Origin of the sequence: Silvibacterium acidisoli, assembly GCA_022870745.1 — a bacterium.
Classification (GTDB): domain Bacteria; phylum Acidobacteriota; class Terriglobia; order Terriglobales; family Acidobacteriaceae; genus Silvibacterium.
Genome location: CP085323.1, coordinates 754,298 through 781,134 on the forward strand (window position 1 = coordinate 754,298; position 26,837 = coordinate 781,134).

General features: G+C 57.9%; 24 protein-coding genes. 12 read left to right on the plus strand and 12 right to left on the minus strand.

The features are described 5' to 3' along the window. Window positions 1–16 precede the first annotated feature (16 nt). The 9 genes from LJD29_RS03155 to LJD29_RS03195 all read left to right on the plus strand — a co-directional run bounded on the left by LJD29_RS03155 (window position 17) and on the right by LJD29_RS03195 (window position 6,673). Window positions 17–2,491: a TolB-like translocation protein gene (locus tag LJD29_RS03155; RefSeq protein ID WP_446744305.1), complete on the plus strand. Its 2,475-nt coding sequence runs from the start codon at window positions 17–19 to the stop codon at window positions 2,489–2,491. A 10-nt stretch (window positions 2,492–2,501) separates the two neighbouring features. Next, on the plus strand, window positions 2,502–3,341 hold the full coding sequence (locus LJD29_RS03160) for a hypothetical protein (protein ID WP_446744306.1): 840 nt from the start codon (window positions 2,502–2,504) through the stop codon (window positions 3,339–3,341). Window positions 3,342–3,344: 3 nt separating this feature from the next. After that, window positions 3,345–3,818 carry a glucosaminidase domain-containing protein gene (locus LJD29_RS03165; RefSeq protein WP_446744307.1) on the plus strand — a complete coding sequence of 158 codons (474 nt, stop codon included), beginning with the start codon at window positions 3,345–3,347 and terminating at the stop codon, window positions 3,816–3,818. A 58-nt stretch (window positions 3,819–3,876) separates the two neighbouring features. Then, window positions 3,877–4,260: a hypothetical protein gene (locus LJD29_RS03170; RefSeq protein ID WP_446744308.1), complete on the plus strand. Its 384-nt coding sequence runs from the start codon at window positions 3,877–3,879 to the stop codon at window positions 4,258–4,260. A gap of 80 nt (window positions 4,261–4,340) precedes the next feature. Next, window positions 4,341–4,694, plus strand: a complete 354-nt coding sequence (locus LJD29_RS03175) for a hypothetical protein (protein WP_446744309.1) — start codon at window positions 4,341–4,343, stop codon at window positions 4,692–4,694. Window positions 4,695–4,712: 18 nt separating this feature from the next. Beyond that, window positions 4,713–5,837 (plus strand): hypothetical protein, encoded by a 1,125-nt coding sequence (locus LJD29_RS03180; RefSeq protein ID WP_446744310.1) that lies wholly within the window; start codon window positions 4,713–4,715, stop codon window positions 5,835–5,837. Between the two features lie 2 nt (window positions 5,838–5,839). Beyond that, window positions 5,840–6,001, plus strand: a complete 162-nt coding sequence (locus LJD29_RS03185; protein WP_446744311.1) for a hypothetical protein — start codon at window positions 5,840–5,842, stop codon at window positions 5,999–6,001. Next, window positions 5,998–6,321 (plus strand): hypothetical protein, encoded by a 324-nt coding sequence (locus tag LJD29_RS03190; protein ID WP_446744312.1) that lies wholly within the window; start codon window positions 5,998–6,000, stop codon window positions 6,319–6,321. The genes LJD29_RS03185 and LJD29_RS03190 overlap by 4 nt, the downstream gene beginning before the upstream one ends. A gap of 16 nt (window positions 6,322–6,337) precedes the next feature. Beyond that, window positions 6,338–6,673, plus strand: a complete 336-nt coding sequence (locus tag LJD29_RS03195) for a hypothetical protein (protein ID WP_446744313.1) — start codon at window positions 6,338–6,340, stop codon at window positions 6,671–6,673. On the opposite strand, the gene LJD29_RS03200 is transcribed toward LJD29_RS03195, so the two are convergent. The 3 genes from LJD29_RS03200 to LJD29_RS03210 form a co-directional block, all read right to left on the minus strand. Next, complete coding sequence (locus LJD29_RS03200) at window positions 6,657–7,067, minus strand: hypothetical protein (protein WP_446744314.1); 411 nt, start codon at window positions 7,065–7,067, stop codon at window positions 6,657–6,659. The two genes, LJD29_RS03195 and LJD29_RS03200, sit on opposite strands and share 17 nt — an antisense overlap. Window positions 7,068–7,172: 105 nt before the next feature. Beyond that, window positions 7,173–7,586, minus strand: a complete 414-nt coding sequence (locus LJD29_RS03205) for a hypothetical protein (RefSeq protein WP_446744315.1) — start codon at window positions 7,584–7,586, stop codon at window positions 7,173–7,175. 538 nt (window positions 7,587–8,124) lie between these two features. After that, window positions 8,125–8,898 (minus strand): hypothetical protein, encoded by a 774-nt coding sequence (locus tag LJD29_RS03210; RefSeq protein ID WP_446744316.1) that lies wholly within the window; start codon window positions 8,896–8,898, stop codon window positions 8,125–8,127. Between the two features lie 395 nt (window positions 8,899–9,293). On the opposite strand from LJD29_RS03210, the gene LJD29_RS03215 reads away from it, so the two are divergent. Continuing rightward, entirely contained in the window at window positions 9,294–9,479 is a 186-nt protein-coding gene (locus LJD29_RS03215) for a hypothetical protein (protein ID WP_446744317.1), read from the plus strand. A 293-nt stretch (window positions 9,480–9,772) separates the two neighbouring features. Beyond that, the gene (locus LJD29_RS03220) at window positions 9,773–11,926 is read left to right on the plus strand and encodes a M28 family metallopeptidase (RefSeq protein WP_446744318.1); all 2,154 of its coding nucleotides are present in this window, start codon (window positions 9,773–9,775) and stop codon (window positions 11,924–11,926) included. 7 nt (window positions 11,927–11,933) lie between these two features. Here LJD29_RS03220 and LJD29_RS03225 read toward each other — a convergent pair whose 3' ends face one another. The 3 genes from LJD29_RS03225 to LJD29_RS03235 form a co-directional block, all read right to left on the minus strand. After that, entirely contained in the window at window positions 11,934–13,175 is a 1,242-nt protein-coding gene (locus LJD29_RS03225) for an ABC transporter permease (RefSeq protein WP_446744319.1), read from the minus strand. A gap of 19 nt (window positions 13,176–13,194) precedes the next feature. Further along, window positions 13,195–14,346, minus strand: coding sequence for an ABC transporter permease (locus tag LJD29_RS03230; protein WP_446744320.1), 1,152 nt, complete (start codon window positions 14,344–14,346; stop codon window positions 13,195–13,197). 174 nt (window positions 14,347–14,520) lie between these two features. Continuing rightward, complete coding sequence (locus tag LJD29_RS03235; protein ID WP_446744321.1) at window positions 14,521–14,703, minus strand: hypothetical protein; 183 nt, start codon at window positions 14,701–14,703, stop codon at window positions 14,521–14,523. Window positions 14,704–14,869: 166 nt separating this feature from the next. Here LJD29_RS03235 and treY point away from each other — a divergent pair, with 166 nt between their 5' ends. Next, a complete protein-coding gene (treY, locus tag LJD29_RS03240; protein ID WP_446744322.1) occupies window positions 14,870–17,842 on the plus strand; it encodes a malto-oligosyltrehalose synthase in 2,973 nt (990 codons plus the stop codon). Window positions 17,843–17,845: 3 nt separating this feature from the next. Here the strand turns inward: treY and malQ are convergent, their stop codons facing one another. From malQ to LJD29_RS03270, 6 genes are all read right to left on the minus strand, one after another. Next, entirely contained in the window at window positions 17,846–19,417 is a 1,572-nt protein-coding gene (malQ, locus tag LJD29_RS03245; RefSeq protein ID WP_446745870.1) for a 4-alpha-glucanotransferase, read from the minus strand. Between the two features lie 69 nt (window positions 19,418–19,486). After that, window positions 19,487–21,478, minus strand: a complete 1,992-nt coding sequence (locus LJD29_RS03250) for a peptidylprolyl isomerase (RefSeq protein ID WP_446744323.1) — start codon at window positions 21,476–21,478, stop codon at window positions 19,487–19,489. Window positions 21,479–21,608: 130 nt separating this feature from the next. Further along, entirely contained in the window at window positions 21,609–22,469 is an 861-nt protein-coding gene (locus LJD29_RS03255) for a metallophosphoesterase (RefSeq protein ID WP_446744324.1), read from the minus strand. A gap of 117 nt (window positions 22,470–22,586) precedes the next feature. Further along, complete coding sequence (locus LJD29_RS03260) at window positions 22,587–23,846, minus strand: BON domain-containing protein (RefSeq protein ID WP_446744325.1); 1,260 nt, start codon at window positions 23,844–23,846, stop codon at window positions 22,587–22,589. 161 nt (window positions 23,847–24,007) lie between these two features. Further along, on the minus strand, window positions 24,008–25,639 hold the full coding sequence (pgi, locus tag LJD29_RS03265; RefSeq protein ID WP_446744326.1) for a glucose-6-phosphate isomerase: 1,632 nt from the start codon (window positions 25,637–25,639) through the stop codon (window positions 24,008–24,010). A 291-nt stretch (window positions 25,640–25,930) separates the two neighbouring features. Further along, window positions 25,931–26,815 (minus strand): hypothetical protein, encoded by an 885-nt coding sequence (locus tag LJD29_RS03270; protein WP_446744327.1) that lies wholly within the window; start codon window positions 26,813–26,815, stop codon window positions 25,931–25,933. Window positions 26,816–26,837: the final 22 nt, after the last annotated feature.

Here is a 26,837-nt window from a genome sequence, read left to right on the forward strand (position 1 = left end):
GGCCGTGGAGAACTTCATGGCCACTGGATACACGACCGTTTCCGCATCAGCGCTGACCGACCCGGCGGGTAATTCACTCAACGGGTGCACGATTCTATTCCGGCCGTGCAATAACAACGGGTCGTGGATCTCCTTCCAAGTGAACAACGCGGGGCAGGCTGTTTATCAGCCCGTCAAAGCCGTAGTGGTCAACGGCGGCTTCTCGGTTCAGCTTGCAGACACCGCCCTCACGAGCCCGGTGAATATCTTCTACCGTGTCGAGATTTACGACGCTCAGGGCGATCAGATCCTTGGCCCCGGCTATCTGATTCAGCCGACGGGTGCCACCTGGGACTTCGATCTGTTTGTTCCCAATACACCTGGCTACGCTACGGTTCAGACGGGACCTGCGACCGCATTGAGTATTGGAACGGTCACGACTGGCGCACCTGGTAGCCAGGCGAGCGTTACGATCACTGGCAATGCGCCCACGCAGCAGCTCAACCTTACGATCCCGCAGGGTCCCGCTGGTGGAACGGGCGGATCTTTTGGAACCAACACGCCGGCGATTGCGGCCGGAGCCGGCTCCGCTGGTGTTGCTACGACAAGCTCTCGCAGTGATCACGCACATCCTTCTGAGCTGGCGAACGATCCCGTTGTCCCAGGCGCACTTGGTTTCGGCTCTACGGGGGCCATCCTTGCACTACCAAAGTATGGCGATGTCAACGCCGTCATTGCGCTATCCGACGCAAACGGAGATTCCCCGCTCTGGGTTGATCCTTTTGGTGCGGTGCACATCGAGGGTGGCGCTGTAATTGACGGTCCTCTCACGTTGCCGTTTGGTGAAGAATTCGCCGGTATCGAGATCGCCACGACGCTGCTTGAAAAGATTCCTTTGTACGGTGACTTGCCCGCAGGAACCGCATTCGCGGAGGTGGATGGTTCTGGCTATGCCGATCGCTACGTCGATAGCACTGGATCGACGGGCTTTCCGGCCAATGTTTCGGTGCATGGATCGCTCACGGCCTCACTCGGTGCAATCGGGCGAATCAAGCTTACCCTTGGCGCGTCCGGCGCGATTACCGGACCGAATGGCATTAAGGGCTTCGTGCTCTCGTCGGGCGTCGCTATCGTGTGCGTTCCGTTCCTGGGCCGGACGAACATCTTCTCCGTCAACGGCGCAACGGTTACGCAGCTCACCCGAACGGGCAACAACTCCGTGATAGGGCTCACGTCTGCCGGGCAAATCCTTTTCGCCACCGATCGGAGCGGCAAGCCTGAGTTGTGGACCATGAACACGGACGGCAGTTCGCCAGCGTTTCTGAAGGCTCTACCTGCGAACGAGGCGACCACTTACGGATTTCAGGGCGTCGGGCAAAGTCTCATCGACGGAGCATACGATACCGCGCTCGGTTGGCCTATATCGAACCCGACCGCCGTCATGCTGAACGGTGGCACGCGCGCCCATCAAGCTGCAGGCGGCGCGGTCTTGGCTTCCGACATCGCATCGATACTCCCGCTCGTTGAATCTTCCGAAACGCTTGACGGTATTGGCGTTGGGGAAACGCTCGGCACTGCGATGACGGTCAACCTTGCCTCGTTCTTCCAGTCGTCGGGGCTCACTCCCACACTCTATTGGGGCGTCAACGGTTACCCGAATGAGCCCTACTCGGCGATGGCCAAGGGGACGCAGACCTACGCGAACGGCATCGCCATGATTACGGCGGCGTTCAACCTCACCAAAAATTATGTGCACCTGGCGATGGTCTGTGCCCTCGGCGAATCCGACGACCTCAACAACAACACCAACTTCGGCGCGAACATCCTCACGATGCAGCAAAACTACGAAGCTGATGTTCAGGCGATCACCGGCCAGTGGCAAGGCATTCCGCTGCTCATCTTCCAGCCTTCGAGCTGGACGAACTTTTCAAATAGGGCTACGCCGGTCGTGGCGCCACAGATCGACGCCGCCGCACAGGCCAATCCGGGAAAGATCATCGACGTTGGCCCGAGCTATTTCCTCGACTATGCGAACGGTACGCACATCTCCACGAGGGGCCAGCGCCAGCGTGGTGAGTATGCGGCAAAGGCAATTAAGTCTTACATCCAGACGGGCGACTATCAGCCACTGCGCATACTCTCGTGGTCGCGCTCCGGAGCAGTCATTACCCTGACGCTGAATCCGGTCGGACAGCTCGTGATCGACACCACCACCGTTACTCAGCCGACCAACGTCGCCGGAAGCATGTACGGCTTCGAGTTTTACGACGGCTCGGGAAATTCCATTGCCATTAGCTCTGTGGCTATTGTCGGCACTAATCAGTTGCAAATCACGACCGCCTCCGCGACTGCCGGCACGCTTCGTTATGCATGGACTGGGGTGGCTGGTGCGTCCGCCGGCCCCACGACAGGCCCACGCGGCAACATTCGCGATTCGGATCCGACGCCGAGCGAGTTCTTTCTCAATCCGCTCTGGAACTGGTTAATTCACTCATCTTTCACGGTTAGCTAAAGGACTGCCCATGCTCATCAAACGCACCGATCAGACATTTACTCCGCCGGCCGGGATTTCCCTTCCGAACGTACTTCCGTTCCCGATGCGACTGAACGCGAATCTGGTCGCATGGTACGCGGCAGATCAGAGCGTTGTTCAGAGTGGCGGCAGCGTCTCGTCCTTGACGGACCTGTCTGGCAATGGCATCACGCTTACGAAGTCGGCTTCGGCGGTGGCGCCGATCGCTTATGTTGCGAATGGTCAGAATGGCCTTCCGTACATCCAGAATCAGCAGGCGAACAACACGAGCGCCACCGCCACCTGGTTGGAGTCGGCTGCGGATATCGCCGCGTTGAAGTGGGACTACACGCAGCCCTTCACGGCGGCCTTCGCCGTCGAGGTCATGAATTTTGCGACGGATGCAAGCCCCCACCTACTGATGGGCTTTAACGAGCCGTCGCATAGTGTCGGCTGGAACTTCTTCACCGAGTACGGATCAAGCTTCCAGTACACGGTCACCGAGACAAACGGTTCGGCCACAAGCAGCGTTAACAGCTCTCTCGGGACTCGCACAGCTAGCTCAGCCTGCTCTCTGATCTTCACCTACGACGGAAGCGGCAATACGAGTGGGTCAAAGCTGTATGTGAATGGTGCGCTCTTTGCAACGGGAACAAGCGGAGCGCTGAACGGTAGCGGCCAAACCCAACTGCTCACCGGGCAAAAACTTCACCTGCTCGGCGGATTGCTAGCTACCGAGAATTGCCCCGACAAGTTCTTCGAAGGCTTCCTCGCAAACCGAGTGCTCACGGCGACTGAGGCTGGGTATCTGGACCAGTATTTCAACAACAAGTGGGCGTTGCACCCCTAAGCTATGGCGCTAACCGACAATCAGCTCAACTTCCTGATCTCTGCTGCCCGCGCTGCGAAAGCGGCCGGGCATGTCTTTCCTTCAATGGCTGCGTGCGAAGCGGCGGTGGAGTCCGCGTGGGGGACATCGGAGCTTGCAATCAAGGCGAAGAATCTCTTCGGCATGAAGCAGCATACGCATCCGATCCTCGGCACGCTTAATCTGCCGACGAACGAATTCCTGAATCACAAGTGGGTCGTCGTGAATGCGGAATGGGTAGAGTATCCTGACCTGGCAAGTTGCTTCGCTGACCGCATGAGCACATTGAAGCGACTGAGCCCGAACTATCCGCACTATGCTGCAGCGCTCGCCGCTGCGATGCCGGAGCGTTACGTTCAGGAGGTTTCGCTCTCCTGGTCCACGGACCCGAACCGCGCGAAGATCTGCATTTCGATCTACCAAAATCACATCTCTACGCTTCAGGATGCGCTGAAGTAGGCGTATTTGCTGGGTTTTTCGAATCGATGGGATAACACACTCACCGGAGGAAAGTGCAATGAGTGTTGACGCTCCCGTTTACAGCAGCAATCCCGTTCTCAGCGGCATTGAGCATGTTGGCCATTGGCTGCACAAGGGCGAAGAGATCGTGGTCGATGAGCTGCCCAAGTTCATCAAGGTGAAGGATGAGGTGGAGCAGCAGGCTCCCGATGTCGTGACGAAGGTTCAGGCCGTCGTGGGCGACGTGGTAAGCCTCAAGTCCCTCGTGGCCGCCGTGGTCCTCGCTGCTGCTGCGAAGGGTACGAATGTCTCCGCCGATGCGGGCGTGCTTGCCGCTCTCGAGGCGGCCGTGCCGACCTTCCAGAAGATCGCGGCTGACGTGCAGACCCTGACTGACACCGTTACCGCCGACTTCAAGCAGGACGCTGCCGACCTGGCCTAAGCCCCAACCGCGGGGCCTTCGGGCTCCGCGTATCTCTCCGCAGTACGCGAGCGGCAACTATGAAAAGGATCCTTCGGACCATGGAAAAACTCACCCCGCGCGAAAGGTTCATGGTCTGGTTGCGTCTTGCATGCGCCTGTTTCTGTCTCTTGGCCTCGATCTCTCTGTTTGTTGTTCGTGTCTATGCGCAGGTTCAACCGGTCATCCCGACGATCACAATCGAGGATGCTCGTCAGGACATGAAGCTGGATGAGTTGAAAGAGTTCAAGAGCAATCAGGAGAACTACAACGCCGAGCAGGGCCGACGCTTGGGCGACCTCGAAAACAAGGCAGCCGCAATCGAGGGCATCGGCGGGTGCGTTGGAGTGATCCTCAGCATATTCAACGTCCTATTCGGCATCGCTCACTTCAAGAAGCCCGCTGAAACCGAGTAATTCCCAGGAGAATCCATCGTGCCGCAACCTCCCATGTCAGAGGTAACGAAGTCCCGTATCCGTGAGGAGCTGCTAAAGGGCCTCAGCCATGAGCAGATTGCACGCAAGCTCAAAGTGAGCACTGGCTCGGTAGCGAAGGTAAAGCAAGCCATTCTTCCGGACCTCGCTGCGAAAAAGGCAGTGTCGGCTGACGACGTGAAGCGGTTGCTTCGCAAAGGGCCATTGGGTGCAAGCGAGATCGCTGGCGCGTTGGGATGTACTGAGAAAGCTGTACGGTCCCTGGTATCCGGCATGCGGAAGACCGGCGCCTTCGTCATGGAGACGATAGACGGACGCTATGATCTCACCTCAAGCGACAACCTCGAGACGCGTGTGCACGAGATCAAGGGGCATCGTGGCGACTGGACGCACCACTTCGGCTTCGTAACAGACAACCACCTGTGTAACAAGCATTCCCGGCTGGATGTGCTACGCGCAGCGTATGAGCACTTCGCAGAGGTTGGCATTAAGACAGTCTTCAATGCCGGCAACTGGATCGATGGCGAGGCGCGATTCAACAAGAGCGAGCTTGTCACGGCGCCAGGGATGGACAAGCAGCTTGACTACATGATCGACAACTACCCGGTGCGCCCCGGTATCACCACGCACTACATCGCCGGGGACGACCATGAGGGCTGGTATCAGCAGCGGGAAGGTATCGAAGTCGGTCACTACCTCCAGATGCGCGCCGAAGAACAGGGCCGCAAGGACCTGAGATATCTCGGATATGCCGAGGCCGACATTCGCCTGCGATTCGGCACGGGTGAGGCTGTCATGCGCCTGGTGCACCCGGGCGGCGGATCGGCCTATGCCATCAGCTACACCGATCAGAAGCGCGCCGAGAGCTACCAAGGCGGTGAGAAGCCGCACATCGAGCTCGTCGGGCACTATCACAAGTTCAATCACGGCTATCCGCGTGAGATCCATACCCTGCAGGGTGGATGCACCTGCGACCAGACGATGTTTATGCGTAAGAAGCGCCTTCAGGCTCACGTCGGCTTCTCGACGGTGAAGATCAAGCAGGACATCAACGGCGCCGTGGAAAGGTTCGTGGTCGAGTGGTTTCCACACTTCGACCGCGGCTATTACGAGAAGAGGTTTTAACGATGGCAGACAACACGCTGGCAAATTACACCCGTCAGTATCTGGTCGATTACGCGCGCATCCTCGAGGCTCAGGGGCATATCGGGGCCGCTTCGCAGGTGCTTGAACACGTGAACCGCCTGGCGCAGCAAGAGCAGGCCTCAAACGTTGTTCCCATTCGATGAGTCTCGCCCTATCCGACAGGCAACTGCGCCGCTGGTACCTCGATTTCAATCGAAGGTTCCACGGCGGAGATCTGCCGGATGATGTAGACGTGATTTACGCGCCGGCGACGGGATGCCTTGGCCGAATCGACTTCGACTATGCGGATGCGGCGACCATCACAATCAACCCGGCCTGCGCATTCGATATGTGCATGGTGAAGCTCACCCTGCATCACGAAATGGCCCACCTCAAGGTGGGAACAAAGCACAAGCACGGAAAGGTATTCCAGGCAGAGATGCTTCGTCTCGCGACGCTGGGAGCATTCCGCGGCCTCTGGTGAAACGCGAAAGGTCAAAATGTCGAACCTGCAAATAGCTCAGGATCAGTTTCCATTCCTTCTGAAGTCTTTTCTCGATGACATGAATGCGATCGGCCAATACGGCCACGAGAAGTACGGCGACTTCAGCTTTCATGCGCGGGCGCTGAAGGGGGACACGTCTCGCGGAGATCACCCGAGGACGACGCCTGAGGCAATCGCTGAGCACGCGAAGGAGCATTTCGCGATGTTTTTGCGCGGCGAGTCACATGATCACTTCGGGACTCGCCGGCATCAGCTTGCGGCTGTGGCGTTTAACGCGATGATGGAATACTACTTTGCAGAGATGGAGCGGGAGCCTATTTCCCCTCAATAGCCTCGCGGAGGTGCTTCGCGCAAGCCTCAGCGGCGCTCTGCGGACCATGACGGGCAGCGGACTTATCCACTGAGTAAGCGTAGGCGATAGCCCCGTCTGATGCACGTTTCACCGTGATGCTCGCGTGCTCTGACGGCGCAGGACTGAAAAACACGGTCTTCGCCCAGCCAGCCTTCTGGTTGTCATTGTGGCCCTCTACGATGAGCGTGGCCTTGTCCTTGTCGCTCACCATGATCAGCGGGACGTGCTTCCTGAGAAAAGCGGCCTGCAGGTCGTTTTCAAAGCCGTCCATCGGCGCGATGTAGACGGTGGAGTTGGGTTCGATCTTGACTTGGGCACCAGCGGCCGCAGTCATCAGCAATACCAAGGCAAAAGCAGAAAATTTTGAGCGCATATCTCTCCTGTGCGCAACGCTCTTCAGATCTGGAAGTACTACAAGTCTTGGGGGATGTTCTGCTGATAGTAATCGAAAACGGAAGCCGGATGCCTTTCGGCAAAACTAGAGATCTTCCGCTTCCCATTCCGCAAGACCGATGACTGCGGTTGCAGATGTTTCTCCGCCACCCACTCTCCTAATGGGGGAGTCCTTTGGAATCGGACGTATGGCGTGATAGGCAATCGATGCGAGAACGTTGGCTTTCGCTCGTGGATGCCCTATAAGCCAACCGCCGGCGACGATCGTGGCCGCAATAACCTCACCGGTGGCTGGATGGCCTATTTTTTGCAAGTAGGCAACCACGGCCTTGATCGCGTCCTTGTAGGCGGAGTATTCAGTGGATACATCCTCTTTGGCCAGGTTGTTGATGGCGAGCTCTAGTGCTTCCATCTCCGCCACCAACTCCGGCTCTCTAATACGCAGTTGTCCTCGAATCACTTCTAGCTGCTTTTCGAGGATTCTACGGGTGCTCGACATGAAAACCACTCCTGAGGCAGTATGGCATCCCTAGTATGGCACACGTCAGAGCACTTGTCTCGCTTTTTCAATGAGATGAGGGTTAGTCACCTCGAACAATACATGAACGGTAGCACACATCTCGCTGTAGAGTGTCACAGCTAGACGAGGAAAGAACTGCGGCAAAGTTACAACAAAAGCCCGAGCTAAGGCCTCGAAGAGGCACCCAACGAAGCAGAATCGCAAAAGCAGGCACTGGCCCAAGAGTTGGTTAGCGGCTTCGTCCCCGTTCTCAGCGGCGAGGATCATGGCCAATGTTAAGAGAATTCGGCTGTCGCTACACATGAACCAGACCTTTTTGAGGTCGCTCCACGAGTTAGGGTCGAACGATGCCGATTGACTGTACCCCAAAAGAGGTTTCAAGTCCGAGGGTACAGGGTGAAGCTCCGCCAGAAGCTTCTCTGGGTCGCCCAGATGTCGTCTGCGAACGGTGCAGAGCCATGCAAGGACGGAGGCCGAAACAGCGATGATGAACAGGATTAACAGTGACATCGGATTCCTATCGAAAGGCTTCTAGGCCATCCTTTAAGCGCATAAGCGCGGATTCCAACGCGCGGGGGTTAATGGGGGAGTATGAGGTACTGTCGCTGGCAGCTCGGAGAAATACGGTGGCCCAGCTGATCAGGGTTACGAGGTAGAAACTACCGTTGAGGTTGAAAGCTATGTCCCAATGGGCCATGCCGGTGGAAGAAACAAACCATGAGCAAAGCAATTGCGCTACAGCGTTCATCGCCCATCCAAAAGCAATGGTCAGCACTTCTCTGCGCCAATAGAGACCGGCAATCGCGGAGGAGCATGCAACGGCAAGGAACGCTAGGCACCATGCCAGCGAAAGGCCCGAATGGATGCTTAGGGCCTCTCTGGTGATCTGCAAGTAGAAAAGCGGTGAAGTGCGAGCAGCCATCATTCCAGAAGCGACCAAGGATATCGCGACTAGAACGCTGAACGCTCTAGCTAAGATCCCACGAACCCGTCGATTTACCCCAGTCAATGAGCCGACGACGCTCCATAGGATAAAGATCGCTATCGCAGACGAGGCTAGTTCGCCAATCCAATACGAATAGAAGTAGACGCTAGCCCTGAGATTATGGTCGCGAGGCAGGAAGGTCGAAGCGCCCAGGAATATCGATTTTGCAGCGTTGAACGTTACATAAACCCATACCGCACGCCAGCGCTCCGCAGCACGAGTGCGAATCATTCCAACACTCAAACTTATTTCCACTATTAGGGTAATCGCCCACATGGCGACGTTTAGCGAATTAAAAACTGGCATGCGGCCATCCTTGAGGACGAAGGTGACCGCGACCAGCTAGTTCGCGGGAGGCGGGGTCGTAGGGGGGCAGTGCTCTTGGGGACAAACGGGGGCTGGGGGTACTCCAAACGAAACGATTCTCGCTGGGTGGTGATGTGATGACGCAATCCCGAAGATGATTGCCCCGAGCAAAGAAATCGAGGCTAGTCGAACAAAACGCATAACTTGTCTCCTGGCGCCAGTGCGCAAGGTCAACGTAACGTTTGCTCGTGGTATCCGCAACTTTATTGAGAGCGTGCATGTGATTGGATAAAAAGTGAAGACAGAGTATCACCCTGTACTGTCACAGTAAACAGCGATTTTGTACACACAGGGTACACAAGTAATGCATACACGGTCCGCAATAGTATTCAGTAATGCCCATCAAGCGCGTACAGATGAGACTCAGCGATGCGGTACTAAGAGATCTCGATTGGCTGGCCGAGAAACATGGGGGGCTCGACCGCACCAATACGGTCAGAGTGTTGATTACGGAAGCAAAAGCGAGAAAGCTCGAAGAAGAGAGGGCCGCCCGGCCCGACCGCCACAAGAAGAAGGATTAATCTGGCGGGATTTGTACGATAAACGTACGGCGGAGGCGTTGGTCGTGGTGGTTTGCGATGACATGCTGATCGCGTAATCAGCAACTTACTGATAGCCCGTACCGCTTAAAAGATCACCATAATTTCTGGATACATGCTTTTGGTTCCTCCAGCCCTGCGGGGCCAATATCTCTCCTCATATTGTACGGAGCCGGGTGACTTACGCCAAGCCTTCCCGGTCTCTTGTTCGTGTAAGCTGGTGGTCTAAATTCATCGCCGATTCATGTCGATTTCTGTCTAAGGAGACGCTCGTTTTGCCCAGACGCCCTCAGTCGCTTCTTGGTCTTGCACTTGTATGCAGTGTTTCGCTCAGCGCCCAGGCACCTGCCGGACACACTGTTTTCGGCTATCGCGATTTTTCCGCACAGGCGAAAATCGACAGCCAGTTCCTTGCCATTCCCGACGCAAAGCTTGCGGGTGAAGCATTGAAGACCTTGACCGCCGAGCCCCACATGGCAGGAACGCCGGAGGATCATAAGACGGCCGAGTACGTGGCGGAGAAGTTCCGCGCGGCAGGACTCGAGACCACCATCGTTCCATACAAAATCTGGCTGAACTGGCCGAAAGAGATTCACATCTCCGCGGTCGATGCCAGCGGCAGGACGCTGATGAACGGACCGACACGCGAGCATGTGGACGGCGATCCCTATCAGGACGATCCCCGCGTGGTAATGCCGTTCAACGGGTCGTCGCCCTCGGCAGACGTGACCGCCGACGTGGTCTATGCAAACTACGGACGCCCGGAGGACTTTGCGCGCCTTGAACAGATGGGCGTCGACATCAAGGGCAAGATCGTCCTGGTGCGTTACGGCAATAACTTCCGCGGTGTGAAGGTTTACATCGCGCAGCAGAAGGGCGCGGCTGGTGTCGTGATCTACTCCGACCCGGCTGACGACGGCTACTACCGGGGAGACATGTATCCGCACGGCCCCTATCGGCCCGAGACCGGGGTACAGCGCGGCGCGGTGCAGTACCTCTTCAAATATCCCGGCGATCCGACAACGCCTGGCGTGGCCTCTACAGCCGACCTGCCTGCGTCGAAGCGAATCGATCCGATGAAAGCGGAGAGCCAGCCGACGATTCCTTCGACTCCTATTTCCTATCACGACGCCTCGCCGATTCTGGCTGCGCTGAAAGGCGCTACCGCGCCTCATGGATGGCAGGGCGCATTGCCTTTTACGTATCACCTGGGCGGCACGGGCGAGGTGAAGATGCACCTCGATCTCAAGCAGGACTACCAGTACCGCACCATCTGGGATGTGATCGGAAAAATCCCAGGTACGCAATTGCCCGATGCATGGGTTGTTGCCGGAAATCATCGCGACGCCTGGGTTTATGGCGCCGTGGATCCGAACAGCGGAACCGCGGCAATGCTTGAAACCGTGCACGGCATTGGAGACCTTCTTAAGCAGGGATGGAAGCCGAAGCGCACCATCATCTTCGCCAGCTGGGATGCGGAAGAAGAAGGATTGATCGGCTCGACCGAATGGGCGGAGGGCCACGCCCAGGAACTCGCGCATGCGGTCGCTTACTTCAACACCGATGTCGGCGTCTCCGGCCCGAACTTCGATGCCTCGGCCGTGCCGTCGCTCAAGGAGTTCGTGCGGCAGGTGACGAAAACCGTTCCGAGCCCCAAGGGCGGCACAGTGTACGACCAGTGGAAAGCAACACAGGCGCAGGATGCTCACCAGCAGCAGGTAAACAACGGTTTCAACGCGCGCCGTCCCGCAACCAGCGGGGCCGATCAGGACCCGGTTGAGATAGGCGACCTCGGCAGTGGATCGGACTACACACCTTTCATCCAGCACCTCGGCGTTCCATCGACCGATATCGGCTCAGATGGAGCTTACGGCGTGTATCACTCCGTCTTCGACAATTACAAATGGTTCACCATGAACGCAGACCCCACGTTCGTTTATGAGCAGGAGATGGCGCGTGTCTTCGGGCTTGAAATCCTGCACATGGCTGACACGGATGTGCTGCCGTATGACTACGGCAGCTACGGCAAGGAGATCGAAGAGTACATCCAGACCGCTACGGCAAAAGCTACCAGCGCGGGCGTGAATCTCGATTTCAGCGCAGCGGCCGCAGCGGCGAAGCACCTGTCCGCTGTCGGTGAAGCGGTGAAGCAGAAGCAGGAACATCCAAACGGCGATGACAACGCCTTGAATATAAAACTGCGCAAGGTGGAAAGCGATCTGCTTTCAAGCGAGGGATTGCCGCATCGGGGCTGGTTCAAGCACACCATCTACGCGCCCGGCGAGTACACAGGCTACGCGGCCGTGGTGATCCCCGGCGTCAACGAAGCCATCGACGCCAAGGACGCTTCGCTTGCACAGCAACAGTTGACGGCACTTACCGCCGCACTCAACCGGGCCGCAACCACGCTCGAAGACGCAGCAAAATAAACAGGGACTACTCGTAGCGCAGGGCTTCGATCGGGTTCATGTTCGCAGCCTTGAGAGCGGGAATCATGCCGCTCACCAGTCCCACAACTACCAGGATGCCGGTAGCCAGCAGAACGATCGAAGGAGAGATCAGAAGCTGGATATCGGCATCTTTTGCATTTGAAGCGAGCGCGCTGTAGAAGGTGATGCGGCCTACGCCGATTGAAACAGCGTACGCCAGCGCGATGCCAGCCACGCCGCCCGCGCCGGTGATCACGAGCGACTCGGCAAGGAACTGAAAGAGGATGTGCCTGCGGCGAGCGCCGAGCGCTTTTTCAATGCCAATTTCCTTGGTGCGCTGCTGCACCGCAACCAGCATGATGTTCATCAGCCCGATGCCAGCAATGCCCAGCGTCAAAGCGCCAATGAACAAGAGCAATCCCTGCAGCGCGATGGTGATGATCTTGAATTGCGAAAGCTGCTGTTCGAGGTCGGCGACGAAGACCGCCTGCCGGTCGGTCGGCGGAAAGTTGTGCGCTGCGGCCATCGACTCCCTCACAGCCTTCTGCACAGCGGCGTGATCGCCGTTGTAGTTCAGCCAGATGCCATCGAGATATTTCGGATCCTTCAGATCGCCCATCGCGCTGATCGGCAAATATATTTGCCGGTTCACGTCGCTGTTCTCGCCCTCCTGCATCTTGGGGCTCATCACACCGATGATTTCGAAGCTGATTCCGTTTAGGCGGATACGTTCGCCAACGGCATACATTCCGCCAAACAGCTTCTGCTTCGCCTCCGAACCGATCACCAGGACGTGATTGCGCTGCTCGTCATCGAGCGGCGTATAGAATCGTCCCGACCCGATATCGAGGCGCAGGATGTTCTGTATGTTCGAGCGCGTTCCATTGGCCGTCCACGTGTAGGTGTGAAGCTCATTCGAGACGGTCACATCCTTCTGCAGGAGAGGAGAAACATCGCGAACCCCTGGTACTGTGCGCTCCAGGCGATCGATGTCGTCCTGCGTAAAGCGAACGACCACACCGGCCTTGGAGCCGCCGACCTGCTCGGAGGTCTTGCCGGGAAAGACACCGATCAACTGCGTCCCCCACTCCGCGAAGATCGTCTCGATGGCGCGTCCGAAGCCCGATCCATAGGCGAGCAACAGCACAACCGTGGCTATACCCCACGCCATGCCCACCATGGTGATGGTGGTACGGCGGCGGTTGTAGATCATCGCCTCCCATGCCTGCTTCCATAGATCGCGCAGCATTTGTAACCCTCTCTGTTACCTATTCCCGTCGCAGTGCCTCGACCGGTTCGAGCGCCGCTGCCTTGGCGGCTGGGTAAAGCCCGGCCAGGATGCCGCAAATACTCAACGAGCCCATCGCCAACGCCGCAGACCATGGCTGCAGGTGCGGAGGATCGAAGCCCTGTGCCGAATTTCCCACCACCTTCTGCAGCAGGAACATGAACAAAGCCGAGCCGCCGATGCCGATCAGCCCGCTGATGCCGGTCAGAATCAACCCCTCAAGAAAGAACTGGAAGAGGATGCTGCGGCTGGTAGCGCCAATCGCTTTGCGAAGGCCGATTTCGCGCGTGCGTTCGCTTACCGACACCAGCATGATGTTCACGATGCCGACCGCGCCCAGTGCCAGCGTGACAACGCCGACACCGCCGAGAAAGACATCCATGGCGGTGAAGATCTTCCCGACCATCTGCTCGCTCTCGATCGTGTCCCACTCGTTGAAGGCCTCGGTTGCTGAAGCATCGAAGCCGTGGCGGCGCGCAATGAGCTGGTGCACCTGCTGCTTGGCGATGACATTGTCACCATGCACGCGCGGCTGATACTGAACCGAGCTGACAGCGTCGCGCGGAACGTTGTCACCCTTCAGCGGAAACATCTCAAGCATTGCCGAGATAGGAATGTAGATCTTCTGATTATCACCGTCGTTGTTGCCGTGGCCCATCTTGTCGGCGATGCCGATCACCTCAAAGCGCGTGCCGTTGAGGGTAATGTATTCGCCCATCGCGTTGCGCCCCGGGAACAGCATCTCCGCGCTCTTTTGCCCGAGAACCACCACGTGATTGCGATTGAGAATGTCACCATCGTTCAGGAAACGCCCTTGCGTCAGGGGCATGAAGCGAACCGAGCTGAAACCTGGTTCGGTGCCGACGACCGTACCGCCAACTGTCTGGTACTGGCTCTGCTGCTTGATGTCGTCGTTGTTCACGAGCGCAACGGCTGCGCGCACGTCCGGCAATTCGGTGCGCATCGCCTCGGCATCGCCCAATGTCAGGTAATAGGGACGCATGCCGGTGTGCTGATTTGGCACCGCGGGAATGTTGCCGCTCCACATCATGATCAGGTCGTTGCCGAAGCTCGCAAGCTGGCGATGATTGCCCGACCGGAAGCCTTCGCCCACGGAAATGAGCAGCAGCATGGAGCCTACGCCCCACGCAATTCCAAACATGGTAAGGAATGAGCGAAGTTTATTCGCCCAGATGGCCCGGAAAACCTGACCGAAAGTGTCGCTAGGACTCTGCATCTGGCTGCCAGTAACTACGCAGCGGCGCAGGAAAAGGTTCCCTCACGCCGCCGGCGTTCATAGCATCAATTACTTGGCTTTGAGCGTGGTCTGAACCTGCTCGACATTTGGCTTCGACTCCGCCATGTATTCACTCACCCGCTGACGTTCCTCAGGGGTAAGCGAGGGAACCAGCGCAAGAATACGGCGAAGGGTAACCGAAACATCGTCAATGTAGTTCATCATGCGAATAGCTTCGCCGGAAAGCGGCATAAAAGACACTCCTGAATAGGATCGAATAGAACTTTCTGCTTTCCCATTCTCCCCGAGCCGGGCCGTCAAGTAAAGCCGGGCCCAGTTGGAAACGCGCCAGCCAGATCCGGCATCTCAACGTGAGACTAACGCGGCACAATTCCTGTAAGAGTAACTCTCCCCACGTATGACCATTGCATCGATTGAGTCCATGAAAGAGTGCATCGAACCTACACTGCACGCCGAGGCGCGCGCACCGCGCTCTACCTATCGCCTGCAGCTTCATGCCGGCTTTACCTTTGCTGACGCCAGGAAGATTCTGTCCTACCTGAAGCGGCTGGGGATTGGCGACTACTACCTGTCGCCCGTCTTCGAAGCACGCCCAGGCAGCATGCACGGGTACGACGTCACGCGCCACGACCAGTTCAATCCCGAACTCGGCGGCGATGAGGAGTTCCAGCTGCTGGCAGCGTCGATCCGTGAGGCGGGCATGGGCCTGCTGCTCGACACCGTGCCAAACCACATGGCCATCGGCAACGATTCCATCTGGTTCCAGGACGTGCTTGAGAATGGACGCGCCTCGGAATACTCCGGCTATTTCGATATCGACTGGTCGCCAGTCAAACCGGAAATGCGTGGCAAGCTGCTGCTGCCGATCCTCGGCAACCAGTATGGCGAGGCGCTTGAAAACAAGCAGATCCAGGTCACGGTCGACGATGGAGTTCCCCGCGTTCGTTATTACGACCACTCCATGCCGCTGGCTCCGCGCTCGCTTGCACTGCTATTTCCACAGGAAGAAGATCAGGCACTGGGCATCCCGCAGTCTTTCCGCGACCTGCTGCAGGACCTCATTCACATGCCGCCGCACGACACGGAAGACCCTGCGCTCGCCGCTCAGCGCCGCGAGCAATGGCGCAGCCTCAAGCCGCGCATGATCGAAGAGCTGCGCAGCCCGGCCATGCAGCCGATTCTCGAACGCGTGCTGCAGCAGGTAAACGGCGTTGAAGGCGACGCTGCCAGCTTCGATCAGCTGCATCGCATCCTCGAGGCGCAGCCTTATCGCCTCTCATACTGGCGCGTGTCGAGCGAGGAGATTAATTACCGCCGCTTCTTCGACGTCAACGAGCTCGTCGGGCTCCGCATGGAGAATCCGGTCGTCTTCGCGGATACACACTGCCTGATCCGCCGTATTCTTGCGGATAAGCTCGTGACCGGCCTGCGCATCGACCATTGCGACGGCATGTTCGACCCGCGGCAATATCTTATCCGGCTGCAGTTGCTGTACGTCGCCAGCCAATGCGGCGGACCGACCCCGATTGGACCGGTCGCTCCGAACGGCATTGAGGTTGAGATTCGTGAGGCAGTGCGCGGATACGACTGGACAACGGTGCAGGGCCCGCTATACGTCGTCGTCGAAAAAATCCTCGAACCACGCGAAGCTCTGCCACGCGAATGGCCGGTTCAGGGCACCAGCGGTTACGTTTTCACCTACCTCGGCAACCAGGTCTTCATCCAGCAGCAGAACGAGAAGGCGTTCAACACCCTTTACACGCAGGTGCTGGGACGCAGCTCCGACCCTGTTGAGATCATCTATCGCGCCAAGCTTCAGGTGATGCAGAATGCACTTTCGAGCGAGACCTATGTGCTCACGAATCTGTTGAGCCATCTTGCTTCGGAGAATCGGCGTGCGCGCGACTTCACCAACAATATTCTCGAGACAGTCATTCGCGAAACGATCGCCTGCTTCCCCGTCTATCGCACGTATATTGACGATCGAGGCCAGTACACGGAGCGCGACCGCGCCTTCATCCACCATGCGGTAGCGCGAGCGAAGCATTACAACTCCGACATTGACGCTTCAGCTTTCGACTTCCTCGAAGAGACACTTCTTCTGCATGGGCGCGAAGGCGAGGAGATCGACCAGCGCGAGCTTTACTTTGCGTTGAAGTTCCAGCAGCTCACCGGACCGGTGATGGCAAAGGGCGTCGAAGACACAGCCTTCTACGTCTATAACCGGTTTATCTCCTCGAACGAAGTGGGCAGCTCCATCCAATCCTTCGGGCTCTCGATCGAAACCTTCCACGCCGCGAATGCAGAACGCCTCGAGCGTTCGCCGGACACGATGCTCGGCTCTTCCACGCACGATACCAAGCGCAGCGAAGATGTTCGTAATCGTCTGAATGTTTTGTCTGAGATTCCGCAACGCTGGGCTGCCTTCGTCCGCCGCGCGCAGCGCGCCAATGCGAAGTTCAAGCGCACGCTCGACGACGGACGCATCGCACCCGACGCCAACGAAGAGTACATGATCTACCAGACCATCCTCGGGGCGTGGCCCTGGTTGATGGACACAGACGAAGACCGCAAAAATTTCGTCACCCGGCTCAAGGACTACCTCGCGAAGGCGTTGAGCGAAGCCAAGGTCAATCTCAGCTGGATCAATCCAAATGAAGAATACCTCTCTGCCGTTCATGGATTCATCGAGGACATTCTTGTCACCAAGGGCATGCGTCCTGCAAAATTTGTGAAGCTGCTCGAGGATCTGCTTCCTGCAGCTCGCCTGTTTGGAGCGATGAACTCGCTTTCACAGGTCGTGCTGAAGGCGACCTCACCCGGCGTTCCTGACTTCTACCAGGGTTCGGAGATGTGGGACCTGTCTCTCGTCGACCCAGACAACCGCCGTCCCATCGATTTTGAAGCGCGCGACTTCGCCCTCTCCACTCTCGAAAAGACGGCCGCCGAGCAGGGTGCCATCTGGGTTTGTAACGATGTCATGAACAATCTCGCCGATGGCCGCGTTAAGCTGTGGGCGACGGCGCGCACACTGGCCGTTCGCAACCGCATGCCGGAGGCTTTCCGCCGGGGCAACTACACTGCCGTCTACAGCAATGAGAGCAGCGACCTCATTGCCTTCTTCCGCCAGAATGGTAACGAAGTCGCGCTGATCGTGGCGCCGCGCTTCACCTGCACGCTCATGCAGGGCAAGCCGAATCTTCCTATCGGGGACGCGTGGGGCAATGCAACCATCACGTTGCCAGGGCTTGAAAATGCCGAGTTGCAGAACACATTCACCGACGAACGCGTCACTGTGCCAGAAGATGGAAAAATGAAAGTGCGCGATCTTCTCGCGCACTTCCCGGTTGCTATTCTCTACAGTGTTTAACCCTTAGGAATTCTCGATCTCTTCGTTCATGCTTTCGGGCAGGTCGCGGTCGGTCACTTCGACGAGCGCGGCCAGCTTCGCTGCCAATTGCTCCGTCAATGCTTTCTGCGAGACGCGCCAGTTCCAGTTTCCGCTTGGCCGTGAAGGCATGTTCATACGCGCTTCTTCGCCGAGGTTGAGCAGATCCTGCACAGGCACAATGCAGGTATCGGCGACTGACGTTTCTACGGCCCGAATCAGCGCCCATACCTCATCGCCCTTCGCAGGCGCTAGATAAGTAGTGAACTCCTGCTTCTCGACCTGCGATGCTTCCTTATCCCACCATGCGCGCGTCGTGTTGTTGTCGTGCGTGCCGGTGTAAACCACGCAGTTCTGGATGTAGTGATGGGGTAGATAATTGTGCGCGTGACGGCTACCGAAGCCGAACTGCGAGATGCGCATGCCCGGTAGTTGGAACTGCTCGCGCAGCGCATCCACTTCCGCTGTAATAACTCCCAGATCCTCTGCAATGAATGGCAACTCGCCCAGATCGTCGCGCAGACGCTGGAAGAGCTTGGCGCCGGGCGCCTTGATCCACTCACCGTCTACCGCAGTGTCGTTCTCAGCGGGAATCGACCAGTAGGCTTCGAAGCCGCGGAAGTGATCGAGGCGAATGATGTCGTAGAGATACTGCGCACGGCGAACACGATCGACCCACCAGTAGTAATTCTGCTGGTCGAGCACATCCCACCGGTACAGCGGATTGCCCCAGCGCTGACCTGTGGCCGAGAAATAATCCGGCGGCACACCTGCTACGCGAATCGGCGAAAGATCTTCGTGCAGCTCAAACAGCTCGGGATGGGTCCACACATCGGCACTGTCGTAGTTCACAAAGATCGCAATGTCGCCGATCAGCTTGATCTTCCGTTCGCCGCAATAGGCGCGCAGTGCGCTCCACTGCTCATCGAAGGCGAACTGCAAGGCCTGCTGCACGGCCAGCGCCTCACCATTCTCGCGCTCGAACTCGGCCATGGCCTCGGCATCGCGGCGGGCAAGCTTCTCCGGCCATGTATTCCACGAGGCTCCGTGGAATTTATCGCGCAGAACCGCGTAGAAGGCATAGGAGTTAAGCCAGGTGCCGTTGGTGCTGCAGTAAGACTCGAAGCGCTTCCACTGCTCTTCGTCATGCTTGCGGATAAAGTTCAGCGCGGCCTCTTCAAGCAGCGGAACCTTCTTTGCGATAACCTTCTCAAAATCGACATCGCCTTCCGCGCCGGAAAGACCCTTGAGCCTGCTCTTCTCGATCCAGCCCCAGTCAGCCAGGACCTCAAGCGAAATCAGCAGAGGATTCCCGGCAAACGCCGAAAGCGCGGCATAAGGAGAATTGCCATAACCCGTGGGGCTGAGCGGAAGCACCTGCCACAGCCTCTGCTTGCTTGCCGCAAGGAAATCTGCAAACGCAAATGCAGCGGGGCCGAGATCGCCAACGCCGCCCTGCGAGGGCAGCGATGTAATATGCAGCAAAAGTCCGGAAGATCTTTCAAAAGGCATGAGGAGTCCTGAGCGGTAAAGGAAAAGGCCCGCGTTTCGAAAGATTCGAAAAACGCGGGCCCCGTTGCTTCAGTCGGTAATGTTGCTTCAGTTCGTGGATTGATGCTGTTTCGTCTAGCGCGCGGGAGCGCCGCCACCAGCCGGAGCGCCGCCGCCCATCGCCTGCTGTGCGCGCTTGTTCAGGCGAATACGGCCTTCTTTCTGATACTTCTCCTGAAGGTTCGAGACGAACACCGCAAACATCTCCTCACGGCGCTGGTCGAGAAGTGCTTCGCGCGTCTGCTCGAAGTTCTTCGCGATCTCATCGCTATTCGGTTCCTGCTTGTCGACGATCTTCGCTACGATGCCGCTGGTTCCCGTGTTGATCGGCTGGCTGATCTGGTTCACGCCCAGATCGAACAGCTGCGGAGCAGCGGTCGCGATCGCGCCAATCTCAGGCACCTGGGCCTCACGGCCAACCAGGTCGCTGGTCTTGAACTGTGCACCCGCAGCCTTCGCTGCCTTTGCCAGATCGTTCGAAGAGTGGGCATCGTTCGCCAGCTCGTTGGTCTTCTTCGACAGCAGCTGAGGCAGCTGCTGCTCGCGGTAGTCATCGAGAATATGCGATTTGTAATCGGCAAAACTCGGCGCATGCGCGGGCTGGATGTCGAGCACCTGGTAGATCGCGTAGCCATCGCCGGTCGAAGCCACTGCCGGAGCAGCACCCTTCTTGGCGCCAAAAGCTGCGCCCAGAAGCGAGGTAGCATCCTGCACATTCGGCAATGTCGACTGCTGTGAAACGAACTCGGTCGTCTGCACCTGAAGGTGATGCGCGGAAGCTGTTGCGGCCAGACCGTTCTTCGCCGCCTCGGTCGACAGCTGTGAAGCAAACGCCTGCTCCTGGGCCGCTTCCTTCTGACGAATCAGCGTCGCCTGGATCTGGTCCTTTACCTCTGAGAGCGGACGCGTGTGCGCCGTCTGCTTCTCTTCCACCTGGATGATGTGGTAACCGAACTTCGACTTCACAAGGCCTGATGTCTGGCCGGGCTGCAACGAGAAGGCTGCCGCGTCGAACTCCGGCACGGTCGCGCCACGCTTGATGAAGCCAAGCTCACCGCCCTGGTCCTTGCTGCCCGGGTCATCGGAGTTCTTCTTGGCCAGGTCGGCAAAGTTGCCGCCCTTATGCAGCTCATCGAGGATGCCCTGCGCCTTCGCCTTGGCCGCCGCGTCCGACTTCGGATCGCTTGCGTCGACCTTGATCAGAATGTGGCGAACCTTCACCTGGTCCTCGACCTGGTAATCCTTCTGGTGCGCGGTGTAATACTGCTGCATATCCGCATCGGAAACCTGCGGAGCGCCCTGCGGCAGATTCGACGCATTGAAGGCGATATAGGAAAGCTTGCGGGCCTCGGGCACAGCCTTGGCATAACGCGACGCATTCTGCTTGAAGAAGCCTTCGAGCACATCGTCGGTCGGATTGATCTGCTTGCGGATGTCGTCGGAGCTGATCACCGCGTAATCGAACTTGATCTTGGTGGCCTGCTGGCGATAGGCATCGCGAACCTCGTTGTCGGAGATGGTCACGCCGCCGGTCACCAGCGAGCGCAGGCGGGTCTCTTCAATCTCCTTCTTGATTTCGCCTTCGAACTTATCGCGCGTCATGTTGAACTGCTGCGATACGAACTGCGCGTACTGCTCATCGCCGATGTACTTGCCACCTGGAAAGAGCGCCTCGCCCCACATACCTGTGTGCAGAAAGCGGCGAACGTCGTCATCGGTTGCCGTCAGGCCGAGGCGATGCGCTTCCATCAGCTCGATCTGCTGCTGGATCAGTCCCTGGCCTACGCGCTGCATCATGAAAGGCAGCACGAAGTCCGGCATCTGCTGGCGCTGCAGCATGCGCTGGGCGAGCAGCTGTACATCCGCGGTCTGGATCTCTTCAGCAGCTGGAAGGAAGCGTCCCAGCGGGCCGCCATGTCCAATGCTGGCATAGACATCGGCACCTGCAACCTGGTCCTGGAAGATGCCTGGCACGAGCGTGATGACCATCGTGATGCAGGCCACCGAAATAATGACGATAAAGACGCCCTTCACTAAACGGCTGTCTTTTTGCAGGAAGCGAATCATGAATGAGTGACGACCTTTACTCGAAAGCGCCCGCACCAGCACCGACAGCTGGGGCCGGCACAGCGCGAGGAAGATTTTTCCTGTTTCGCAGGAAGCCTAATCAGTATAAATGACCCTGCTGCGATGCACCTTAAGCGAGAGTAATGTGGGTAATCTCCGGCGGACAGTTCAGCCGGAAGGGCAGGTTCACGGTTCCGATGCCACGATTTACATAGAGTTGGGTCGCTCCCATCTGGTAGACGCCTTCTACGTAAACCTGGCCCATGCTGGGTAAGAACATCGGCGGAACGAACGGCAGGCGCACCTGCCCGCCATGGGTATGCCCGGAGAGCATCAGATCCACCTTCCACTTGAGCACCTCGGGCAGCACATCCGGTTCATGCACCAGAAAGACCACCGGTTCGCCTTCCGCCTGGGTCGCCCGAGGTAAGGCATGCTCCGGCCGGAAATGACCTGTCAGTGCGTCGCCGCTCCCAGCTATCCATAGCCGCTTGCCGTCGCGTTCGATGGGGAATGCGGAGTTTTCGAGCGCCGTAATGCCATGCGTCACCAGGGCGTCGATCATCGCCTCCGGACGCACCACGGCATCGTGATTACCTAAAACGCCAAAACGCAGCGGGCACTCGACATGGCTCAGGATTTCGGCGCATTCATATCCGAAACCCACCGTCTTCTCCGCTGACCAATAACCGTTCGTGATGAAGTCGCCGGTGAATACAACCGCATCCGGCCTGAGGCGATTGATCTCACGAACGACCTCGCGCAGGAAAAACGCTTCGGTGAATTCTTTGTAGTGAAAGTCAGACACCTGCACGATACGGATACCGCGGAATACATCGGGCAGCCGTGCCAGATGGAAAGTGCGGTCTTCCACTCGGAGTTCGTGCCGGGCGATCTCACCGGCGTAAAGCGGCAATCCTACAGCCGCTGCACCGGAAAGCTGCAGAAATCTGCGTCGGCTAAAGGTTTTCCGGCGTTCAGACGCAGTCACGACCATTCTTCCATCATAAACGGACGACTGACCATAAACTTCTACGCCGGGGGTGAATCGATTGAAAATAAAGGCCCTGCCGCGCCGGCAGGGCCTTTATTAAAGCAATAAATCTGCTTAGTAAGGGTAAGGATAGGGATATCCATAGTAAGGATATGGATACGGACGCGGCACCACGTACATCGGACGGCGCTGCAACTGAGGCTGCTGCGGCACGTTCGAGGCGAGACGCTGCGCTTCCTGCCAGGAGACAGGCTGTACAGTCACCGGGTTCAACAGGTGAAAGTCGACCGTCGACTCCACCGGCAGAATCAGCCGCGGACCCTTGGTTGCCGAAGAGGCAGCCAGTCCTGCTGCGCCGCCGACACCGGCTCCGATCGCCGCACCTGCGCCGCGGCCAAGAATGCCGCCGATAAGCGCGCCGACCGCCGCACCGCCGACCGTGTTGCTGGTGGTGTAGCCGGCCTTGTTCGGACCCTTGCTCGACCAGATGTCGCTCTGCACCGGGAAGATCTTGCCTTCGAGGTTGACGTTGGTAATCTGCAGCTCCATGATCGCCGAGCCACCCAGGTCGCCCGCGCTCTTCGACTTCACTACGACGCCGGTCAAGGTAGCGCCGCGCGGAATCGCCAGCACACCACCCTGGTAGACGTCAGCCGCAGCCGTCGCCTGGAAGTAGGTGCCGTCCTTGGTCTTTGCGGTATCAAGCTGTTCGCTCAGGCGAACACGCACCAGCGTACCCGCCGGCAGGGTAATCGGGCCGCTCGGCGGAGCCTGGGGCGGAGCGTTGTATCCCTGCTCCTGGCCGCCGTTATAGCCCATCCGGTAGCCACCCTGCTGCGAGTATCCGCCCTGCTGCGGCTGCTGCGATTCCTGGTCAGGCGGAGGAGGCGGAGGATTCTCGCCGTTCTGCTGCGCCTGGGGTTGATTCTGGTTCTGAGCCTCATCCTGCCCGTTGCCCTGGTCGGCGTTGTTCGCCTGGTCAAGCTGCGAAGGCCCGCTCGACGGCGGAGGAACCGGGGAGTTAGGGTCCGCAACAGTCAGATTATTCGCAATGCCGGTAATGCCGTTCACGTTGGCCGCAAGCGTCTCAACCTGCTGCCGCTGGGCGTTCGTCTGCACGCGTCCGGTCAGCGTAACCGTTCCCTGCTGGGTCGTAACTGTGATCTTCTGCCCGCGCAGCGTTGCGTCCTGCATCAGCGCATGGTTCACATCCGACTGGATATCCGCGTCCGTACGCGCTGCCGCCTGCTGGTTGCCGTTCTGCGCCATTGCTGACGGAGTTCCGTAGAAGCCGAGGGAAGCTGCCATCAGCACTGCCAGCGTCACCCGGGAGACATTACGGGAGGCCTTGCTTCCCGCCAAAACTCTGCTCATCTCATTGCACCTCTGCGCTTTGTGATCTATCTGCGCCCGCACATTTGTAATGGACGCAGCACCCGCTCAAAGCGCTACTTATTTTGAACACAGGCCGCCTAAAAAAGTTGTGGGACGAACCCTCAGGGCCCGTCCCACCTTTTTTCCAGGTCTTGAAGCAGTTACTTCTTCAGCTTCAGGTAGCGCGTAATCAACTCGTTGGTTGAGGCGTCGTGCTTCAGGCCTTCACCGTTCTTCTCGAGCTCGCCGATGATCTTCTTGGCCAGCACCTTGCCCAGTTCCACGCCCCACTGGTCGAACGAATCGATCTGCCAGATGATGCCCTGCACGAAAACACTGTGCTCATACAGAGCCACCAGCTTGCCGAGCGCTTCCGGGGTCAGGTTTTCCAGCAGCAGCGTGCTGCTCGGGCGGTTGCCCTCGAAGACGCGGTGCGGAACCAGGTCTGCCGCCGTTCCCTCGGCCGCAACCTCTTCGGCAGTCTTGCCGAAAGCCAGGGCCTCGGCCTGCGCGAAGACGTTCGCCATCAGGAAGTCGTGGTGCTCGCCGAGCGGGTTCAGCGTCTTGGCAAAGCCGATGAAGTCGCACGGAATCAGGTGCGTTCCCTGGTGAATGAGCTGGTAGAACGAGTGCTGGCCGTTCGTGCCGGGCTCGCCCCAGAAGATCGGGCCGGTCTCGTAGTTCACCTTCGCGCCGGAAAGCGTCACGTGCTTGCCGTTGCTCTCCATCGTCAGCTGCTGCAGGTAGGCCGGGAAGCGCTTCAGGTACTGGTCATAGGGCAGAACCGCAACCGTCTGCGCGTCGAAGAAATCGGCGTACCAGACGGTCAGTAGGCCCATCAGCACGGGCAGGTTCTTGTCAAAAGAAGTGTTCCGGAAGTGCTGGTCCATCGAGTGGAAACCGGCCAGCAGCTTCTTGAAGTTGTCCGGACCGATGGCCAGCATGGTCGAAAGACCGATCGCCGAATCCATCGAGTAGCGGCCGCCGACCCAGTCCCAGAATCCGAACATGTTGGCGGTGTCGATGCCGAACTTGGTGACTTCCTTCTCCGCGGTCGAGACGGCTACAAAGTGCTTGGCAATCGCCTTCTCGTCCTTCAGCTTGGCCAGCGTCCACGAGCGCGCGGTGTGCGCGTTGGTCATGGTCTCGAGCGTGGTGAAGGTCTTCGACGCGATGATGAACAGCGTCTCTTCAGGATCGAGATCGATGGTGGCTTCGGCAAAGTCGGTGCCGTCGATGTTCGAGACGAAGCGGAAAGTCAGGTTGCGCTGCGAATAGTGCTTCAGCGCCTCGTAAGCCATGACCGGACCAAGATCCGAACCGCCGATGCCGATGTTGATGACATTCTTGATCGGCTTGCCGGTGAAGCCCTTCCACTCGCCCGAGCGGATGCGGTCCGAGAAGGCCGCCATCGCGTCGAGAACCTTATGCACTTCGGGAACGACATCTTCGCCATCGACCAGGACCTTGGCGCTCTTCGGAGCACGCAGGGCGGTGTGCAGCACGGCGCGGTTCTCGGTGATGTTGATCTTCTCGCCGGTGAACATGGCCTCGATGTGCGACTTCAGGCCGCTCTCTTCGGCAAGCTGCAGCAATAGCTTGATAGTTTCATCGGTGATGCGGTGCTTGGAGTAGTCGAAGTAGATGCCTTCGGCATCGACGGCAAGGCGCGTGCCGCGCTCCGGGTCAACGGCGAACAGTTCGCGCAGATGCTTGGGCTTGATGGATTCTGCATGCGATTCGAGTGCCTTCCAAGCGGAAAGCTGCGTCAAGGGGGTAGCGGTCTTGCTCATAGAGTGCTCTCTTCTCCTTCGTGACTCAGTCTCTTAGATTCTTTCACAACCGCCGGGGGTCACACCGAAGCTTGAAAAGCTGGTTATTTTGCGCAGGGATCACGGTGAGCAGCAGAAAACCGTGTGACGAAAAACTGGGTGCCCCATCCATGACAGGTTCATCGTCATGGGTGGGTTCTGTATCTCCCCAAACATCCAATCCCACCCATGACCAAAAGACGGTCATGGATGGGGCACCCGCACCCAACACCCGACAGAAAATATCGATTCCAAAGACTTTTCGCTAAATTACTATCGGGCTTTAGGCATTACTATCAAGGTGGTTTCCTCGCCCCATTCAGCAGATTTCGGGCTGGCTCTCAATTGAGGCTTGAGATTGGCTGCCGTTAAGCAGTTCACTAATTCTGTCACGGTGGAGCTTCCTTGGAGCGCTGGCACTACTGCGAGGACCAGACCATAGCTGGGTAAATCAAGGTAACTACTTAAAAGAGCTTGCCTCTCTACCTTCCAACCACCGGCTTCAAGAGACTGTGAGATCAGTGCTGCGTAATGCTGGGCCTCTGAATCACCACCAACTGCAACATTCACGCTTAAGTGAGGCGTCCGTTTAGCATAATCAATAAGCGCTTGCCGTTGTGCAAGACTCAACTGCCTCGGCTCATTAGCCTCGCTGATCAATCTCAATGCCTGCTGTTTAGCAAAAGCTTCAATTTGTGGTTGCAGGTTTGAGATTGCTTTCGCCGTCATTGCCGACGTTTCATCTCGAAGCTCCGGCGCCTGCTCGGTCAGGTGTTTTGTAATCGCCGATGCGACCTGCTTGTTGACCGCATTTGCAATCTGGTCCGCCGCATGTTCTCGAACGGCATATTGGACAGCAGTATCAATATTTTTTTGCGTAAGCTCATCGGCGAGTCGTTCCTTCACCACATCTGTTGCCGTCTGAACAGCGACGTGTTTGAGATTCAAGTAGCCGATCCAACCGACACAGGAAAAAAGCAGGACGAAGCCGGCCAACGGAATGCTCAATGCCTTCAGAGCACGGTTATGCAAACGCTCAATCGAATCTATTTCGTCTTTAGCAACGCGACGCGCAAACTCAAGCGACTTCTGAAGCGAATCATCGTTGCAAGCTATAGATTTTTCTGCGATCTCGTTCCGCCCTGTTTCGTTTTCCATAAAGATTCTACGAGGACACTCA

Coding starts and splice junctions, on each gene's coding strand:
- LJD29_RS03225 (WP_446744319.1), bottom strand. CDS start 13,175: ATGCTGCGCGATCTATGGAAGCAGGCATGGGAGGCGATGATCTACAAC.
- LJD29_RS03155 (WP_446744305.1), top strand. CDS start 17: ATGGCCACTGGATACACGACCGTTTCCGCATCAGCGCTGACCGACCCG.
- LJD29_RS03235 (WP_446744321.1), bottom strand. CDS start 14,703: ATGCCGCTTTCCGGCGAAGCTATTCGCATGATGAACTACATTGACGAT.
- LJD29_RS03210 (WP_446744316.1), bottom strand. CDS start 8,898: ATGCCAGTTTTTAATTCGCTAAACGTCGCCATGTGGGCGATTACCCTA.
- LJD29_RS03205 (WP_446744315.1), bottom strand. CDS start 7,586: ATGTCGAGCACCCGTAGAATCCTCGAAAAGCAGCTAGAAGTGATTCGA.
- LJD29_RS03185 (WP_446744311.1), top strand. CDS start 5,840: ATGGCAGACAACACGCTGGCAAATTACACCCGTCAGTATCTGGTCGAT.
- LJD29_RS03250 (WP_446744323.1), bottom strand. CDS start 21,478: ATGATTCGCTTCCTGCAAAAAGACAGCCGTTTAGTGAAGGGCGTCTTT.
- pgi (WP_446744326.1), bottom strand. CDS start 25,639: ATGAGCAAGACCGCTACCCCCTTGACGCAGCTTTCCGCTTGGAAGGCA.
- LJD29_RS03160 (WP_446744306.1), top strand. CDS start 2,502: ATGCTCATCAAACGCACCGATCAGACATTTACTCCGCCGGCCGGGATT.
- LJD29_RS03195 (WP_446744313.1), top strand. CDS start 6,338: ATGTCGAACCTGCAAATAGCTCAGGATCAGTTTCCATTCCTTCTGAAG.
- LJD29_RS03200 (WP_446744314.1), bottom strand. CDS start 7,067: ATGCGCTCAAAATTTTCTGCTTTTGCCTTGGTATTGCTGATGACTGCG.
- LJD29_RS03260 (WP_446744325.1), bottom strand. CDS start 23,846: ATGAGCAGAGTTTTGGCGGGAAGCAAGGCCTCCCGTAATGTCTCCCGG.
- LJD29_RS03190 (WP_446744312.1), top strand. CDS start 5,998: ATGAGTCTCGCCCTATCCGACAGGCAACTGCGCCGCTGGTACCTCGAT.
- LJD29_RS03175 (WP_446744309.1), top strand. CDS start 4,341: ATGGAAAAACTCACCCCGCGCGAAAGGTTCATGGTCTGGTTGCGTCTT.
- LJD29_RS03215 (WP_446744317.1), top strand. CDS start 9,294: ATGCCCATCAAGCGCGTACAGATGAGACTCAGCGATGCGGTACTAAGA.
- LJD29_RS03170 (WP_446744308.1), top strand. CDS start 3,877: ATGAGTGTTGACGCTCCCGTTTACAGCAGCAATCCCGTTCTCAGCGGC.
- LJD29_RS03230 (WP_446744320.1), bottom strand. CDS start 14,346: ATGCTGCTGCTCATTTCCGTGGGCGAAGGCTTCCGGTCGGGCAATCAT.
- LJD29_RS03270 (WP_446744327.1), bottom strand. CDS start 26,815: ATGGAAAACGAAACAGGGCGGAACGAGATCGCAGAAAAATCTATAGCT.
- treY (WP_446744322.1), top strand. CDS start 14,870: ATGACCATTGCATCGATTGAGTCCATGAAAGAGTGCATCGAACCTACA.
- LJD29_RS03165 (WP_446744307.1), top strand. CDS start 3,345: ATGGCGCTAACCGACAATCAGCTCAACTTCCTGATCTCTGCTGCCCGC.